This is a genomic window from Thermoanaerobacterium thermosaccharolyticum DSM 571 (assembly GCF_000145615.1).
GTDB lineage: Bacteria > Bacillota > Thermoanaerobacteria > Thermoanaerobacterales > Thermoanaerobacteraceae > Thermoanaerobacterium > Thermoanaerobacterium thermosaccharolyticum.
The window spans coordinates 620,026-637,144 of the sequence record NC_014410.1; the positions used below are offsets into that span (position 1 = coordinate 620,026).

General features: G+C 36.4%; 13 protein-coding genes. 12 read left to right on the top strand and 1 reads right to left on the bottom strand.

The window, feature by feature from the left end; genetic code table 11:
• The first annotated feature begins 7 nt into the window (after positions 1-7).
• From ftsE to uvrC, 12 genes are all read left to right on the top strand, one after another.
• Complete coding sequence (gene ftsE / locus TTHE_RS03140) at positions 8-694, top strand: cell division ATP-binding protein FtsE (RefSeq protein ID WP_013297156.1); 687 nt, start codon at positions 8-10, stop codon at positions 692-694.
• Positions 684-1,571, top strand: coding sequence for a permease-like cell division protein FtsX (ftsX, locus tag TTHE_RS03145; RefSeq protein ID WP_013297157.1), 888 nt, complete (start codon positions 684-686; stop codon positions 1,569-1,571). Before ftsE ends, ftsX begins: the two co-directional genes overlap by 11 nt.
• Before the next feature lie 12 nt (positions 1,572-1,583).
• A complete protein-coding gene (locus TTHE_RS03150) occupies positions 1,584-2,723 on the top strand; it encodes a murein hydrolase activator EnvC family protein (protein ID WP_013297158.1) in 1,140 nt (379 codons plus the stop codon).
• Positions 2,724-2,853: 130 nt separating this feature from the next.
• Positions 2,854-4,053: a S41 family peptidase gene (locus TTHE_RS03155; RefSeq protein ID WP_013297159.1), complete on the top strand. Its 1,200-nt coding sequence runs from the start codon at positions 2,854-2,856 to the stop codon at positions 4,051-4,053.
• Positions 4,054-4,130: 77 nt separating this feature from the next.
• Positions 4,131-5,294, top strand: a complete 1,164-nt coding sequence (locus tag TTHE_RS03160) for a PDZ domain-containing protein (protein ID WP_013297160.1) — start codon at positions 4,131-4,133, stop codon at positions 5,292-5,294.
• 12 nt (positions 5,295-5,306) lie between these two features.
• A complete protein-coding gene (locus TTHE_RS03165; RefSeq protein ID WP_013297161.1) occupies positions 5,307-6,023 on the top strand; it encodes a 2-phosphosulfolactate phosphatase family protein in 717 nt (238 codons plus the stop codon).
• Positions 6,024-6,123: 100 nt separating this feature from the next.
• On the top strand, positions 6,124-8,109 hold the full coding sequence (uvrB, locus tag TTHE_RS03170) for an excinuclease ABC subunit UvrB (RefSeq protein WP_013297162.1): 1,986 nt from the start codon (positions 6,124-6,126) through the stop codon (positions 8,107-8,109).
• Positions 8,110-8,163: 54 nt separating this feature from the next.
• A complete protein-coding gene (gene uvrA, locus TTHE_RS03175) occupies positions 8,164-10,947 on the top strand; it encodes an excinuclease ABC subunit UvrA (RefSeq protein ID WP_013297163.1) in 2,784 nt (927 codons plus the stop codon).
• A gap of 9 nt (positions 10,948-10,956) precedes the next feature.
• On the top strand, positions 10,957-11,358 hold the full coding sequence (locus TTHE_RS03180) for an FHA domain-containing protein (RefSeq protein ID WP_013297164.1): 402 nt from the start codon (positions 10,957-10,959) through the stop codon (positions 11,356-11,358).
• A gap of 12 nt (positions 11,359-11,370) precedes the next feature.
• Positions 11,371-12,615: an FtsW/RodA/SpoVE family cell cycle protein gene (locus tag TTHE_RS03185; RefSeq protein ID WP_013297165.1), complete on the top strand. Its 1,245-nt coding sequence runs from the start codon at positions 11,371-11,373 to the stop codon at positions 12,613-12,615.
• Positions 12,587-14,014: a peptidoglycan D,D-transpeptidase FtsI family protein gene (locus tag TTHE_RS03190; protein WP_013297166.1), complete on the top strand. Its 1,428-nt coding sequence runs from the start codon at positions 12,587-12,589 to the stop codon at positions 14,012-14,014. The genes TTHE_RS03185 and TTHE_RS03190 overlap by 29 nt, the downstream gene beginning before the upstream one ends.
• A gap of 47 nt (positions 14,015-14,061) precedes the next feature.
• Complete coding sequence (gene uvrC, locus TTHE_RS03195) at positions 14,062-15,915, top strand: excinuclease ABC subunit UvrC (RefSeq protein ID WP_013297167.1); 1,854 nt, start codon at positions 14,062-14,064, stop codon at positions 15,913-15,915.
• 136 nt (positions 15,916-16,051) lie between these two features.
• Here the strand turns inward: uvrC and TTHE_RS03200 are convergent, their stop codons facing one another.
• On the bottom strand, positions 16,052-17,032 hold the full coding sequence (locus TTHE_RS03200; protein WP_013297168.1) for a biotin--[acetyl-CoA-carboxylase] ligase: 981 nt from the start codon (positions 17,030-17,032) through the stop codon (positions 16,052-16,054).
• Positions 17,033-17,119: the final 87 nt, after the last annotated feature.

Consider the following 17,119-nt stretch of genomic DNA (forward strand, 5'->3'; position numbering starts at 1 on the left):
AGAGGGTATGATAAAATTTGTTGGGGTTTCAAAGAAGTATAAAAATGAAATTATTGCCGTTTCAAATATTAATTTTACAATTGACAATGGTGAATTTGTGTTTTTAGTAGGTCCCAGTGGTGCTGGTAAATCAACAATTTTAAAACTATTGCTAAGGGAAGAGATTCCTACGACAGGAAGCATATTTGTAGACAAGAAAGATATAACCAAATTAAAAAGAAGAGACGTGCCTTATTTAAGAAGAAATATCGGAGTAGTATTTCAAGATTTTAAACTTTTGCCGAATAAAACAGTATATGAAAATATTGCTTTTGCTTTACAGATAGTGGAAGCTGAGCCAAAGTATATAAGAAGGAGGGTTCCGATGGTTTTGTCTCTTGTTGGGTTAAGTGATAGGGCAAATTCATACCCACAGCAATTGTCTGGTGGTGAACAGCAAAGGGTATCAATTGCAAGAGCCATTGTAAACGAGCCTTCTATTCTTGTAGCGGATGAACCTACAGGCAACCTCGATCCTGATACGTCGTGGGAGATCGTAAAGCTATTATCTGAAATCAACAAAAGAGGAACTACTGTAATTATGTCTACACATGCTAAGGATATTGTAGATTCAATGAAAAAAAGGGTTATTGCTCTTGAAAAAGGGAACATTGTGCGAGATGAGATGAGAGGTGCTTACGGATATGAAGCTTAATACGGCTTTTTACTATATAAGAGAAGGCTTGACAAATGTTAAGAGAAACAGGGCTATGACTGTGGCATCTATTACGTCTGTGACAGCAGCACTGTTAATACTTGGACTGTTTTTGATAATTATACTTAACGTTGATTCAATGGCAAATCAAGTTGAATCACAATTGGAGCTTAAGGCATTTATAAATGATAGCTATGATATGTCAAAAGTGACAAAGGTTGGTGATGAGATAAAAGAAATTAATGGTGTTAAATCTATAACTTTTGAGTCTAAAAAGGATGCATTAAATAATTTCAAAAAGCAGTTAGGGGAAAAAAGCTATTTAGTAAATGGACTGGAAAATGACAATCCAATGCCACAATCGTTTATAGTAAAAGTTACTGATGCAAATATGATGAAACAAGTGTCAGAAGATATAAAAAAGATTGATGGAGTAACACAGGTAAGCTATGGTCAAGACGTTGTTGATAAGCTGCTTGGAATTATAAAGATAATAAGGATAGTTGGCCTTTGCGTGATACTTATTCTCTTTATAATTTCAGTTGTTATCATATCAAACACGATAAAGCTTGGTGTTTTTGCAAGGCGGAGAGAGATTAACATCATGAAGTACATCGGTGCAACAGATTGGTTCATAAGATGGCCGTTTCTCGTAGAAGGAATTGTACTAGGGCTGGTTGGATCAATCTTGGCTATTGTAATTTTAGGTTTAATATACGGCTACGCTGCAGATTTAGTAAATAACAAATTGGTAATTTTTACGCTTTTGCCTGTGGGAAATGTGTTGAGGCAATCGCTTATGTACTTTTTGGCCATAGGGTCTTTAATAGGTGCTCTTGGCAGTGGGATATCAATAAAGAGATTTTTGAATGTTTGAGGAGGTATATTATTGAAGGAAGGAAGATGTAGAAAGATAATTTTTGTGTTTTTGATATCAATATCGCTTTTGACAACTTCATTTCCTAAAGCAGATCAACTGCAAGATGCAAAAAACAAACTTAATAATATTCAAAGTGCTATAAGTCAAAATAAGAATAAGCAAAACCAGATTTCAAGTCAAAAGGAAGATATACAAAAAGAAATTCAAGATTTAGACATGAAATTGAATGATACTACAAAGCAGCTAAATGATGCACAGGCAAAACTAAATGATGCAATTGCAAAATTAAATAGGGCACAGCAGGAACTTGATGTAGCTAAAAAAGAAGAGGCTAAGCAAAAAGATGTCTTAAAGGAAAGAGTTAGAGCAATGTACATAAGCGGAGGAGAGACGGGCTACCTAGATGTGCTTTTAAGCTCGAAAAGCTTCGCAGATTTTGTTACAAGGCTTGATATGATAAAGAAACTTGTTGGCTTTGATGTTAATCTTCTCAACTCTTACCAAGAGCAAAGAAAAATCGTTGAGGATAAAACGAAGCAGTTGGCTTTGGCGAAGCAAGATGCAGAAAATTATAAAAATCAGGTAGAAGCAAGAAAAAGAGATATACAGGTTGCTTTGGCTTCAAGAGAAGGATTTATGAGGGATTTAGAAAGACAGCAAGCACTTTACGAGGAACAAGAAAAAGCTCTATTAGAGCAGTCAAAGCAGCTTGAGAGTACCATAGCTAAGCTGCAGTCTTCCAATACGGTTTATTCAGGTGGAAAATTGGGCTGGCCTGTTCCAAGCAGTTCAACAATAACATCGCCATTTGGTACAAGGTATCATCCTATTTTGCATGAATACATAACGCACACAGGCATTGATATAGCAGCATCTTATGGCGCTGCCATTGTAGCTGCTGCTGATGGAAAAGTTATATACGCTGGATACTATGGTGGATACGGAAATGCTGTTATAATCGATCATGGTGGTGGCATAACTACATTGTATGGACATAACTCAGAGCTTTTGGTAACTGTAGGTGAATCAGTAAAAAGAGGTCAGCAGATTGCAAAGGCCGGAAGTACAGGGTTATCAACAGGTCCCCACTGTCATTTCGAAGTGCGAAAAAATGGTGTGCCTGTTAATCCAATGGACTGGTTAAAATAGCCGGTCTATTTTTTTTATCAGTATATTATTGTATAATAAGATGTAACATCATATAATTTAAAGAACTGTTTTTTGTAAGATGACAGTTTAATATCTGACTTAACATAGTAGAAAGGAATGAAAATAATACATGAAAAGAAGAAAGTTAATAGCCGGTGCGGTTTTATTGGTGTTTATTAGCAGCATGTTGACATTTTATTTGACAAGGCTTATACCGCTTGCTTACGGAGGATCTGTCATTGTACCACGAGAAGAATACGATTTGATGCAACAGTATAGCAAGCTTTTTCAAGTTAAGAACATATTGACAAATGATTATGTCGATAAAATAGATCAATCAAAACTGGTAGATGGCTCTATAAAAGGTCTTGCAAGCTCTCTTGGAGATCCATATACTGTTTACATGGATAAGAAAGATTATCAGGATTTTACGACACAGACAACTGGCTCATACGCAGGTGTCGGCATTGTAGTATCAGTTGATAATGATGGACACATAGTTGTTGTATCTCCAATGAAGGGCACACCTGGTGAAAAAGCAGGAATAAAATCGGGTGATATAATAGTTTCTGTTAACAATGTAAAAGTCAGTGGAAATAACCTTGATCAGGCGGTATCTTTAATGAAGGGACCTCAAGGCACAAAAGTTTCTCTTGTGTTAATGAGGGATAATAAACTTATAAATAAGACATTGACGAGAGAGATAATCAAGTTGCAGACAGTAAGCAGCACAATGCTGCCAAACAAAATAGGCTACATCAAAATGACGATGTTTGATGAAAATACATCTGCTGATTTTACTAAAGCACTGAATAATCTAAAAACTCAGGGTTTGAATGGACTGATAATAGATTTGAGGGATAATCCTGGAGGGATTTTAGAGCAGTGTGTCAATGTGGCTAATGAGCTTTTGCCGAAAGGGCTTATTGTATCGACTAAAGGCAGAAACAAGAAGGATAATCAGGTTATATATGCAAAAGGCCCGGGATTACAAAAGCCAATTGCCGTACTTGTGAATGGTGGAAGTGCCAGTGCATCTGAAATACTCTCTGGTGCCATAAAAGACAGAAAAGTTGGAGTGCTGGTTGGAACCAAGACATTCGGAAAGGGTCTAGTGCAATCAGTTATAGATTTTGGCGATGGTACAGCACTTAAATACACTTCTGCAAGGTATTATACTCCAAGTGGAGTAAATATTCAGGGAAAAGGCATTGAGCCCAATTACGTTGTTGAGCTTCCTAAAAATTATGTTGTGACAGATACACCTGATTTAAAAGGTGATACGCAGCTTATAAAAGCATATGACATAATAAAATCGGAAATCAAATAAGGTGTTTATATGGTATATTTAAAGTTAATCTGGCTGATAGTAAAGTCTATTGCTATAATGATTTTAAATCCATTTATGTGGTTAGTCGTGGCTTTTATATATTTTCAGTACAAAAAAATATAGATGCAGAAAGACAGATGGTGGGTAAAGAGCAGACTTCTCTTAAAGATCAAGTTTTGGATTCCACCATATACGGGTTTTTGACGGGAATTTTAGGCAGCATTGTCATAGTTTTGTTGGGAATAACAATTGACAATATAGGCATAGAGTATGTCTTTCCTCTTGCAATACTCCTGATGCTTATAAACCCCAGATATATATGTTTCTCTTATGCAGGAGGCATTGTATCAATCATAAGTTTAATAACGGGTTTTCCTAATGTTAATGTAGCTGGCCTTATGGCTATAGTCGGCATACTTCACCTTATGGAAAGCATACTTATATACATTGATGGTTCTGTAAATAGCATCCCGGTTTTTGTAAAGCTAAAAGATGATAAGGTAGTTGGTGGATATACCATGCAAAAGTTCTGGCCAATTCCTTTTGTGGCATTATCTACGACAACAGCTATACTAGGTGGAGCATCATCTGTAAATATGCCTGATTGGTGGCCTCTTTTAGGTCCTTCATCGAACTTAAAAAACATAGTTTTTATTATGATGCCTGTGATAGCAGCACTGGGTTATGGAGATATTGCACTTACAGAGATGCCACAGAAGAGGGCCAAAAAATCTTCAAAGAGGCTTTTTGCGTTTAGCTTAATTCTTATAACATTTTCCTTACTAGGCAGTAAAATTTATATTTTTAAGTGGATTGCTGCAATTTTTGGGCCATTAGCACATGAGGCACTTATAATTATTGGCCAAAAGGAAGAAAGGAACAGAAAGCCGTTGTTTGAATCACAAGACAATGGATTGATGGTTCTATCTGTAATGAAAAATTCTCCTGCTGAGCATATTGGCTTAAAACCCGGCGATATCATATTGAAAATAAACGACATCCCTATAGATAGTGAGGAAGATATAAAAAGGCTGCTTTATAATAACCCCACAATATTGTTTATTATCGTTAGGGAGCCTGATGGCAATTACGTAAAATATGAATACAGAAATTGCAAAGGCGTAAATTGGCTTGGTGTTTTGGTAGTACCACGCTATCCAGAAAATATGTATCATATAGATGAAATGGAAAATGGAGGTTTGATTAAAAGACTAGTTGAGAAATTTAGGAAGAAAAACTAGGAGGTCATACAAATGTTTGTAGAAACTTATGAGACATATAATGCAGTTTATGACAAAATTCTGAAAGGAAAAGTAGTAGTTGTAATAGATACATTGAGAGCTACTAGTGTTATTACTACGGCTCTTGTTAATGGTGCAAAAGAAGTAATTCCTGTTGCAGATATTGAAGATGCAATAAATATGTCTGGCCATTTAGAAAGAGATACAATTTTACTAGGTGGTGAAAGAAATGCTGTTAAGATTGAAGGATTTGACCTTTCAAATTCGCCTCTGGAGTATTCAGAAGATGTTGTGAAGGGCAAAACTATTATAATCACAACCACAAATGGTACAAGGGCATTAAAGAAAGCCTCATCATCAGATGATGTAGTTGTTGGATGTCTCTTAAATGTGACGTCTGTAGCAGATTATATTCACAGAGAAAATAAGGATGTAGTAATTATTTGCGCCGGAACAGAAGGAAAATTTTCTATCGATGATATTATTACAGCCGGTGCTATATTGGATAGGCTTGAGAAACTTTCTCCGTATGAAAGTGATGATTTGTCTAAAGCGTCGTATTTTTTATATAAATCATTTCAGGACAATATTTTAAACATAATGAAGTATGGGTATCATTTAAACAGAATTGAAAAGTTAGGTTTTCATGAAGATGTGGAGTTCTGTACGACTATAGATAAATTTTCAGTAGTTCCTAAATACGTAAACGGTGTAGTAAGATTGGTATAAAGCCGGCATTTGCCGGCTAAAAACATATGTTTGTGTTGATTTTTTATATATGGTATAATATTATAGAATGTTCGGAATGGATTTATAGAAGGTGTTAATCATGAGTGAATTCAAACTTGTCTCTGACTACAGGCCAACGGGTGATCAACCAGAAGCAATAAAAAAATTGACGGAAGGCGTCAATATGGGGCTTAAGTGCCAGACATTACTTGGTGTTACTGGATCTGGAAAAACATACACAATGGCAAATATTATTAAAAATGTTAATAAACCTACACTTGTCATAGCCCATAATAAGACTTTAGCGGCGCAGCTTTGCTCAGAATTTAAAGAATTCTTTCCGGAAAATGCCGTTGAATACTTTGTAAGTTACTATGACTATTACCAGCCTGAAGCGTATGTTCCACAGACTGATACGTATATAGAGAAAGATGCATCTATCAATGAGGAAATTGATAAACTAAGGCACTCCGCAACGGCGGCTCTTTTTGAAAGGAGAGACGTCATAATTGTTGCCAGTGTTTCGTGCATATACGGCCTTGGCGATCCAGAAGATTATGAAGACTTGATGCTTTCATTGAGACCAGGCATGGTAAAAGACAGAGACGAAATCTTAAAAAAATTGGTTGATATACATTACGAGAGAAATGACATCAATTTTGTCAGAGGTAAGTTTAGAGTCAGAGGAGATGTCATTGAAGTTTTTCCTGCATCATCATCAGAAAAAGCTATTAGGATAGAGCTTTTTGGAGATGAGATAGATAGGATTACCGAAATAGATGTATTGACTGGAGAAATAGTTGGAGAGAGGAATCATGTGGCTATTTTTCCAGCATCTCATTATGCAACGTCAAAAGAGAAATTAAAAAGGGCAATAGAAAGCATAGAAAAAGAATTGGAAGAAAGGTATAAAGAACTAAAAGATCAGGGTAAAATTTTGGAAGCAGAGAGACTTAAACAGAGGACGAATTATGACATAGAAATGCTTCAAGAAGTAGGCTATTGTTCTGGAATTGAGAATTATTCAAGGCACATTTCAGGAAGGCCTGCTGGAAGCCCCCCATATACGTTACTAGATTATTTTCCTGATGATTTTTTGATGTTTATTGATGAATCACATGTCACAATACCTCAGATTAGAGGGATGTACAATGGGGATAGAGCGAGAAAGGAATCTCTTGTGGATTTTGGATTTAGGTTGCCGTCAGCATTTGACAACAGGCCTTTAAAATTTGAAGAATTTGAAGAGAGGATAAATCAGCTTATATGTGTATCTGCAACACCTGGACCTTATGAGCTGGAGCATTCTGAAAGGGTTGTTGAGCAAATCATACGTCCTACAGGATTAGTAGATCCTGAAGTTAAAGTTAAGCCTGTTAAAGGACAGGTAGATGATCTTTTAAGTGAGATTAAAATGACAGTAGAGAAAGGTTATCGCGTATTAGTGACGACGTTGACTAAGAAAATGGCGGAAGACTTGACAGACTATTTCAATGACATGGGTGTGAAAGTGAAGTATCTCCATTCAGATATTGAGACAATTGAGAGGATGGAAATAATAAGGGATTTGAGGCTAGGAAAATTTGATGTCCTAATTGGAATAAATCTGCTGAGGGAAGGTCTTGATATACCAGAAGTAGCATTGGTTGCCATTCTTGATGCTGATAAAGAGGGCTTTTTGCGTTCTGAAACTTCGCTTATACAAACTATAGGTCGAGCTGCTAGAAACGCAGAAGGAAGAGTTATCATGTACGCTGATACAGTGACAGAATCTATGAAAAACGCAATAAACGAAACCAATAGAAGAAGAGCCATACAGATGGATTACAATAAAAAGCACGGTATCACCCCAAAGACAATTGTAAAAGGGATAAGAGATGTAATAGAAGCAACAAAGGTAGCTGAGGATAAAGTTCCATATAGTATAAAGGAGGCAGAAGTAGTAGACAGGGTATCTATTGAAAAAATGATAAGTGAACTTGAAAAAGAAATGAGAAAAGCTGCCAAGGAACTGGAATTTGAAAAAGCTGCTAAACTCAGGGACAGAATATTTGAACTTCAAAAGATGATTAAAAATGCTATATAATTATCTAAGAAATTATTTATACCACTTTGTTTCAATTGAAAGGAAGAAAGTAAATTGGCAATAGATAAAATCGTCATCAAAGGTGCAAAAGTTCATAATTTAAAAAATATAGATGTGGAGATACCACGATATAAATTTGTAGTTATTACTGGTCTATCTGGTTCTGGCAAATCATCACTGGCATTTGACACCATCTACGCTGAAGGTCAAAGAAGGTACGTTGAATCTCTCTCTGCGTATGCAAGGCAGTTTTTAGGGCAGATGGATAAACCTGATGTGGAATACATTGAAGGCTTATCACCTGCGATTTCGATAGACCAGAAGACTACCAATCGAAATCCTCGCTCAACAGTTGGGACAGTTACAGAAATATACGATTATTTGAGATTACTGTATGCCAGAATAGGTATACCTCATTGCCCCAAGTGCGGCAAAGAGATTTCAATGCAGACGGTAGACCAGATGGTGGACAGGATAATGAAATTAAATGAAGGCACGAGGATACAGGTTCTTTCGCCAATCATAAGAGGGCGGAAAGGCGAATACCAGAAGCTTATGGAAGACATCAAGAAAAGTGGATACGTTAGAGTGAGAATAGATGGAATAATGTACGATTTAAGCGAAGAAATAAAATTAGAAAAGAATAAGAAACATACAATTGAAGTTGTCATAGATAGAATCATTATAAAACCACATATCGAATCAAGACTTACAGACTCAATTGAATCTGCTTTGAAATTATCCGACGGCGTTGTTACAATCGATGTTATAGATGGAGAAGGGTTTACCATGTCTGAAAAGTATTCATGCCCTGACTGCAATATAGGTATAGAAGAACTATCTCCAAGGATGTTTTCTTTCAATAGTCCATACGGGGCTTGCCCAACTTGTGCAGGACTTGGCGAATTTATGAGGGTCGATCCGGATTTACTGCTACCTGACAGAAGCAAATCTCTTAAAGATGGGGCATTTTCCGGCTTTATCGTTTCACAAGAAAGCTACACATATCAAAATATATTGAATCTTGTAGAAAGCTTTGGATATACAGAAAATACTCCATTAGAAGAGTACAGCGATGATTTAATAAATATATTATTGTATGGGAAAGATAAAAACGGTAAAAGGCATGGATTTGAAGGAATTGTAAATAATCTTGAGAGAAGGTATAATTCTACAAATTCAAGCTTTATGAGGGAAGAAATCGAAAAGTATATGAGACCAATTGTTTGTCCTGATTGCCATGGTGCTCGTCTAAAACCTGAAGTGCTGGCTGTTACAGTAGGCGGTATGCCAATAAATAAGATAACCGATCTGTCTGTGACAGAGCTTTTGAGATTTATGGATGAGCTTAAATTGACAGAGAGAGAAGAGTTTATAGCGCATCAGATAATAAAGGAGATTAAAGCGAGACTTAACTTCCTTAAAGATGTAGGATTAGATTACCTTACTCTTTCAAGAAATGCTGGTACATTGTCAGGAGGAGAGTCACAGAGGATAAGGCTTGCAAGCCAGATAGGCTCAGGACTGGTAGGAGTTACTTATATACTTGATGAGCCTAGCATTGGGCTACATCAAAGAGACAACGAAAGGCTTTTAAATTCCCTTAAAAAGTTAAAAGATCAAGGAAATACGTTGATTGTTGTAGAACATGACGAGGATACGATGTTTGCGGCTGATTACATTGTTGATGTAGGTCCAGGGCCTGGAGAACACGGTGGTAAAATCGTGGCAGCAGGAACAGTAGAAGATATCATGGCATGTGAAGAATCTCTTACTGGTCAATATTTAAGTGGAAAGAAAAAAATAGATGTTCCTAAAACGAGGAGAAAACCTAATGGTCACTATTTGACAGTGCGTGGTGCTAGCGAAAATAACTTAAAAAACATCGATGTGACATTTCCTCTTGGGATTTTGATATGCATAACAGGTGTGTCTGGGTCAGGTAAAAGTACACTCATAAATGAAATACTTTATAAAGCGCTTGCACAAAAATTGTACAAAGCAAAAGACTTGCCTGGCAAATACTCATCTATAGAAGGGATTGAATTTATCGATAAAGTGATAAATATAGATCAATCTCCTATAGGAAGGACACCAAGGTCAAATCCAGCCACATATACAGGTGTATTTGACCCAATCAGAGAGCTGTTTTCAAACACACCTGATGCAAAGATGAGAGGTTATAAACCTGGCCGCTTTAGCTTCAATGTTAAAGGCGGAAGGTGTGAGGCTTGCAGTGGAGATGGTATAATAAAGATAGAGATGAATTTCCTTCCAGATGTATATGTTCCGTGTGAAGTCTGCAAAGGCAATAGGTACAATAGGGAAACGCTGGAGATAAAATACAAAGGGAAAAATATCTCTGATGTTTTGAACATGACGGTTGAAGAGGCATTGGATTTTTTTAAGAATATACCTAGAATAAAAAGCAAACTTGAAACATTAAATGATGTGGGGTTAGGATATATTAAGTTAGGACAGCCGTCCACACAGCTGTCTGGCGGTGAGGCCCAAAGGGTTAAGCTTGCGACAGAATTGTCTCGCCGTTCAACAGGGAAGACTGTGTATATACTTGACGAGCCGACTACAGGTCTTCATTTTGCTGATGTAGATAGGCTTCTAGACGTTTTAAACAGGCTTGTGGATGGAGGCAATACGGTCATAGTGATAGAACACAACCTTGACGTCATTAAATCAGCCGATTATATTATCGATATGGGACCTGAAGGCGGTGACAGAGGAGGAAGGATTGTGGCTACCGGTACACCGGAAGAAGTGGCTGAAAACAACTTTTCATATACTGGGCAGTTTTTGAAAAAAATTCTTGCCAGACAATGAGGTGTTTTTATGTATCAACTGGCAGCAAATATATTAAAATATGTATTATTACTGCTTATATATCTATTTTTGTACAGAGTTTTTAAAATTATATATCTTGATATAAAAGGCGTAAGAAGAGAGAGGGAAGTGACAAAGGCAAAACTGGTGTCACTTTCTGGCATGGGCAGCTTTAACCTGTTTGAGGTGACTACGATAGGAAGAGCTGATGACTGTGACATTGTCGTTGAGAATCCTTACGTTTCCAGTAAACATGCCATGATAAGGAAGAAAGGTAAAAAATTCGTCATACAAGATTTGAATAGCACCAATGGCACATATGTAAATGGAAAGCGTGTCAAAAATATAGCTAGGATTAAAAACAATGATGTAATAAAATTTGGCAATGAAGAGTACAGATTTTTGATTTAAGGTGGTATTTTAATGGAAGAATATGTTAAGACAGGCTCAAAGGCTATGAAAGATATCTTTTTGATATTCGTAATAGCGTTTATGCTGCTCTTTATATATCATAAGCCAAAAGGCTTTGACACCATATACTTTACATTAGCTTTTTTGCCGTTAATTTACATTGTATATTATTTACATGTCAGGTTATTTCCAATGGGAGAAATTCAGCTTATAATTTTAAGCTCTTTTCTGGCAGAGATGGGCCTTATAATGATATACAGAGTAGCGCCGGATTTGATTTTAAAACAGATTGCGTGGATTTTTATTGGTTTCATACTGTATTTTGTTTCATCTTACGCTTGCAAATACTATGACTTCTTCTACAAAGTCAAATATGGAAATTATGTGTACTTGGCAATATCATTTATATTGCTATTTTCTACGTTTGTATTAGGTAAAGAAATTGGAGGTTCTAAAAACTGGCTTACTTTTGGCTCCATTTCAGTGCAGCCGTCGGAAATTGTAAAGATAATATATATAATTTTTCTTGCAAGGTATTTAAAGGATAATAAAACTGCAAAAGACATAATTAAAGTTGGCGCAATAACAATCGTTATTGTTGGGATTTTAGTCATAGAAAAAGATCTCGGTACTGCCCTTTTGTTTTATCTTACCACAACATTTATGATATTTGCTGCAACGTCAAGCCTTTTGTACACTGCAGCAAGCGTTGCTTTTCTTGGATTTGGCGGAGTAATTTCATATTTTCTTTTCAACCATGTTCGCGTGAGGATCCAGGCATGGCTAAATCCATGGATGGATGTTCCTGGAAAGACGTATCAGATAGCTCAATCGCTTTTTGCAATTGGTGCAGGAGGTTTTTTCGGTACCGGTCTTGGAATGGGGCATCCTGAATATATTCCTGTTGTCGCCAGTGACTTTATTTTTTCTGCTATCAGCGAAGAATTTGGGATGTTGGGTTCCGTTGCAATAATTCTAGTGTATTTCGTAATCATGTATAGGGGCATAAAAGTTGCACTTGATGCCAAAGACGACTTCGGCGCATTAATTGCGGTAGGACTTACAAGCATGTTTAGCTTGCAGGTTTTTACTATTATAGGCGGCGTCATTAAGTTCATACCACTTACAGGTGTAACACTGCCTTTTGTAAGCTACGGAGGTAGTTCAATGGTAATGAGTTTCATCACATTGGGTATGTTGAATGGTATCGCAGTAAGAGAGGATGAGGATGTTGAACAGTATGAACCGCAACATTAAAATACTTTTTGCGGTCTTTTCAATTCTATTTTTAAGCCTTATAGCATATCTATCGTATTTCCAACTGTATGAAAAGAACAAGCTTATAACTAGTTCATATAGTGTATACAACAAAAGACTCATTGAACAGGAAAAGAAGATTCTACGAGGCAGTATTTATGATAGAAATGGCAATGTGCTGGCAAAAAGCACTATTGTAAATGGTGAGCAGATAAGGCAGTATCTTGATGGTGTTCCATTTGCAAATATAATTGGCTACAGCCGGAGGATATATCAACAGGGCAGTACAGGGATAGAAAACACATATGATAGAGAGCTTCTTGGAATGATAAATACAGATCCGATGACATTTTTGAGGGAGACTGTTTTAGGGAAAAGCCAAACTGGTGATGATGTTGTGTTGACTGTGGATAAGAGATTGCAGGATTTGGCTTACAATTTACTAGGCGGCAGAAAAGGTGCTGTGGTTGCGCTAAATCCTAAGACAGGTGAAGTTCTTGCTTTGGTATCATCACCGTCATACGATCCAAACACGCTTGGAGAAAAGTGGAATAGTACCATGAATAGTCCTGATCATCTAGTGCTTAACAGAGCGACACAGGGACTGTATCCGCCTGGTTCAATATTCAAAATTGTAACTGCATCTGCAGCTTTGACATATAAGCCTGACATTTATAATCAAGTATTTAATGATATAGGTTATGTAATTGTTGATGGAAATAAAATAACCAATTATGATAATATAGCATATGGAACGATAGGATTTCAGAAAGCTTTTTACGTTTCTTCAAATACAACATTCGTTAAAATTGGACTTCAGGTGGGAAGATCAGATCTTGAGTCTATGGCAAATAAATATGGGTTAAACGATAGTGTTCCATTTGATATACCTGTTGAAAAAAATCAGTTTCCGTCAATTCCTTTAATAAATGGGAAAGTTCAATTGGCAGAAAGTTCTATAGGACAGGGTAAAACATTAGTTACGCCGTTGACGATGGCATTGATGGCATCTGCACCTGCCAACGGTGGAGTAATAATGAAGCCATATTTGATGGACTACGTTAAAAACCCCGTTACGGGAGAGATACTTGAAAAGACGATGCCAGAAAAATATTTGAATCCGATAAGTAAAGATGTGGCAGATAAGATAAAGCAGCTTATGATAGGCGTTGTGCAACAAGGCACGGGCACAGCGGCACAGATACCGGGTATAACAGTTGCAGGAAAGACCGGCACTGCTGAAAATCCACAAGGACAGGCACATGCTTGGTTTGTAGGATTTGCACCTGCAGAAAATCCTAAAATTGTTGTTGCTGTCATAGTTGAAAATGGAGGTGCTGGCGGAGCTGTTGCAGCACCTATTGCTAGGGAAATAATGAGAGCATATTTGGGATATTGAGATTATTCTTTTTCAGCATACATTAATGAGTCTCATAAGGTGATGATATGGTTAATATTGAGGAAAAATTGAAGTTGCTGCCGGAAAAACCCGGCGTTTATATAATGAAAGATTCAAGCGGAAAGATTATCTATGTAGGAAAAGCTGTAATTTTAAAAAATCGAGTAAGACAGTATTTTCAAAATCCGGCAAACCAGATTCCAAAGGTCAGAACAATGGTGAGGCATATTGCTGATTTTGAATACATTGTAACAGATACAGAGCTTGAAGCACTCATATTGGAATGCAATTTGATAAAAAAACATAAGCCTAAGTACAACATATTATTAAAAGATGACAAAAATTATCCGTATATAAAGATAACCGTAAATGAAGATTATCCGAGAATACTCTTTACAAGAAGACTTGAAATGGATGGTGCCAAATATTTTGGACCCTACAGCAGTGCCTTTGCAGTTCGTGAGACTATAAAACTTTTAAGGCACATGTTTCCACTTAGATCGTGCAATAGAAATATAGAAAAAGATATTGGCAAATGCAGAGAGTGTTTATATTATCACATTGGATTGTGTTCTGCTCCATGTATAGGACAAATATCAAAAGATGATTATATGAAATTGGTAGATGATGCTTTAATGTTTCTAGAAGGCAAACACGATGTACTGCTTAAAAAATTGAAAGAAGAAATGGAAAAGGCCTCGCAAAACATGGAATTCGAAAAAGCCGCAAAGCTTAGAGATCAGATATACGGCATTGAGAAGACGTCTGAAAAACAGAAGATAATTTCTACATCAGGTGAGGATCAGGACGTTATATCAATGGCTAGAAGTGCAGATGACGCTTGCATTCAGGTGTTTTTCATAAGGGGTGGAAAAGTAAGCGGAAGAGAGCACTACTTCATGAAAAATACCGATGAGATGAATAGAAGTGATATAATGTCATCGTTTATCAAACAATTTTACGACGGTGCACCTTATATACCAAAGGAAATAATAACAGACGTTGATATGGATGAAAAACATGTCTTAGCGGAATGGCTGTCAAATAAAAGAGGAAACAAAGTTGTGATTTCGATCCCATCAAAAGGAAAGAAAAAAGAACTTGTTGATATGGTTTATGAAAATGCTCTTGAATCGTTGAAAAGTGACATCAATTTAAAGATGAAAAGGCAAAAGAGTGATGCCGTATCAGAGCTATCCAAATTGCTTGGTCTAGAATATGCAGAGAGAATTGAAGCTTTTGACATCTCAAATATAAGAGGGACTGATAATGTTGCATCTATGGTTGTATTTGTTGACGGGAAACCCCACAAATCGTCATATCGGAAATTCAACATAAAGACCGTTGAAGGTCAGGACGATTATGGAAGCATGAGGGAAGTCATTTTAAGAAGGATAAAACATGGAATAGAGGAGCGAAAATTGATTGATGATGGAGAGCTTCAAGAGGATAAAGCTAAGTTCCATATAATGCCTGACTTGATACTTGTTGATGGTGGACTTGGCCATGTCAATACGGCAAAAGAGGTGTTACGTGAATTAAATGTGGATATACCTGTGTATGGAATGGTGAAGGATTCAAAACACAGAACAAGAGGCTTAGTATCTACTGATGGTGAAATAGATATGCCTATGACAGGAAGAGCTTTTAGACTTGTTGCAGAAATACAAGACGAAGCACATAGGTTTGCTATAACATTTCATAAGGAAACGAAAAGTAAAAAATTAAGAAGTGATCTTTTAAATATCCCAGGCATTGGAGAAAAACGCATGAAAGCTTTATTTGAGGCGTTTAAGACGATAGATGACATTAAAAATGCTACAGTTGAAGAACTTAAAAAAGTTGAAGGGATGAATGAAAAAGCAGCAAATGCCGTCTATGATTATTTTAGAAGCGATTGATAATATGAAAAATTTATCATAAGCGAAATTTGTGAGCACTGATAAATTTTTCAAATAAAAGAGGTATCATCAGGTAGATGATATCTCTTCACGAAGATTAGACCAAATATCTTGGAATATATTTACTCTATGCTATTCAAACGTAACCAAGCAAACCTCTGACGGAGACGTCGCCGGATGCAATAGTTTTTTTCTCACCATTTTTAAATACAACAATTAGATTGCCGTCATCGTCGATATCAACAGCACGTCCTATGCATTCATTGTTGTTTATTATTACTTTTACATCTTTGTTTAGCGTCAATGAATATTCTTTGCATAAATTTCGTATAGATGAAAATCCATTTATTAAAAATATCCTATAGTATTTTTCAAAATTATTAAGTATCGATGCTGTCAGAGGCTTTCTATCTAGAATTTTGCCTGTTTCAATAGAGAGGGATGTTGCCTTGCCACACAAATCTTCTGGAAAATTTTGTACATTTACATTTATACCGATTCCAATTACTATGAAATTTACTCGATCTATTTCCCCATTCATTTCTGTAAGTATTCCACAAACCTTTTTACTGTTTATTACTATATCATTTGGCCATTTTATGCCAGATCTTATATCAGCTATTTCTTTGATGGAGTCTACGACAGCCACTGCTGCAACTTGCGTCAGCTTGACTGCTTCATTAGGACTTAAGTTCGGCTTAAGAATCATAGACAGCCATATTCCTTGTCCTTTATTTGAAACCCAGTGCCTTCCCATGCGGCCTCTTCCCGATGTTTGTTCTTCTGCAACAATCGCTGTACCGTCTGTGGCGCTTGGTGCAATTTCTTTTGCATAATCATTTGTGGATGATATGCTTTCAAAGTGTAAATAATTTCTGCCTATGAATTCTGCTTTTAAATATGGAGAAATTTCCATATAATCTATGATATCGGGTTCTTCCATCAAAAGATATCCAGATTTGTGTTTCGACTCTATGATGTAACCATCCGATTTCAATTCATTTATGCATTTCCACACTGCCGTTCGAGACACGTTTAGCATTTCGCATAATTCTTGACCTGATATATGTTTGCCTTTATTTGCTTTTAAAATTGATAAGATATCATTTTTTAACAAAGCCCACTCACCTTCAACTATAGATTCAAGTTTATTATACAGTAAAAATAATTTTCGACAAATAGTTTTGTTAAACAAAGAGACAAT

Coding starts and splice junctions, on each gene's coding strand:
- TTHE_RS03155 (WP_013297159.1), top strand. CDS start 2,854: ATGAAAAGAAGAAAGTTAATAGCCGGTGCGGTTTTATTGGTGTTTATT.
- uvrC (WP_013297167.1), top strand. CDS start 14,062: ATGGTTAATATTGAGGAAAAATTGAAGTTGCTGCCGGAAAAACCCGGC.
- TTHE_RS03185 (WP_013297165.1), top strand. CDS start 11,371: ATGGAAGAATATGTTAAGACAGGCTCAAAGGCTATGAAAGATATCTTT.
- TTHE_RS03180 (WP_013297164.1), top strand. CDS start 10,957: ATGTATCAACTGGCAGCAAATATATTAAAATATGTATTATTACTGCTT.
- TTHE_RS03165 (WP_013297161.1), top strand. CDS start 5,307: ATGTTTGTAGAAACTTATGAGACATATAATGCAGTTTATGACAAAATT.
- ftsE (WP_013297156.1), top strand. CDS start 8: ATGATAAAATTTGTTGGGGTTTCAAAGAAGTATAAAAATGAAATTATT.
- uvrB (WP_013297162.1), top strand. CDS start 6,124: ATGAGTGAATTCAAACTTGTCTCTGACTACAGGCCAACGGGTGATCAA.
- TTHE_RS03190 (WP_013297166.1), top strand. CDS start 12,587: ATGTTGAACAGTATGAACCGCAACATTAAAATACTTTTTGCGGTCTTT.
- ftsX (WP_013297157.1), top strand. CDS start 684: ATGAAGCTTAATACGGCTTTTTACTATATAAGAGAAGGCTTGACAAAT.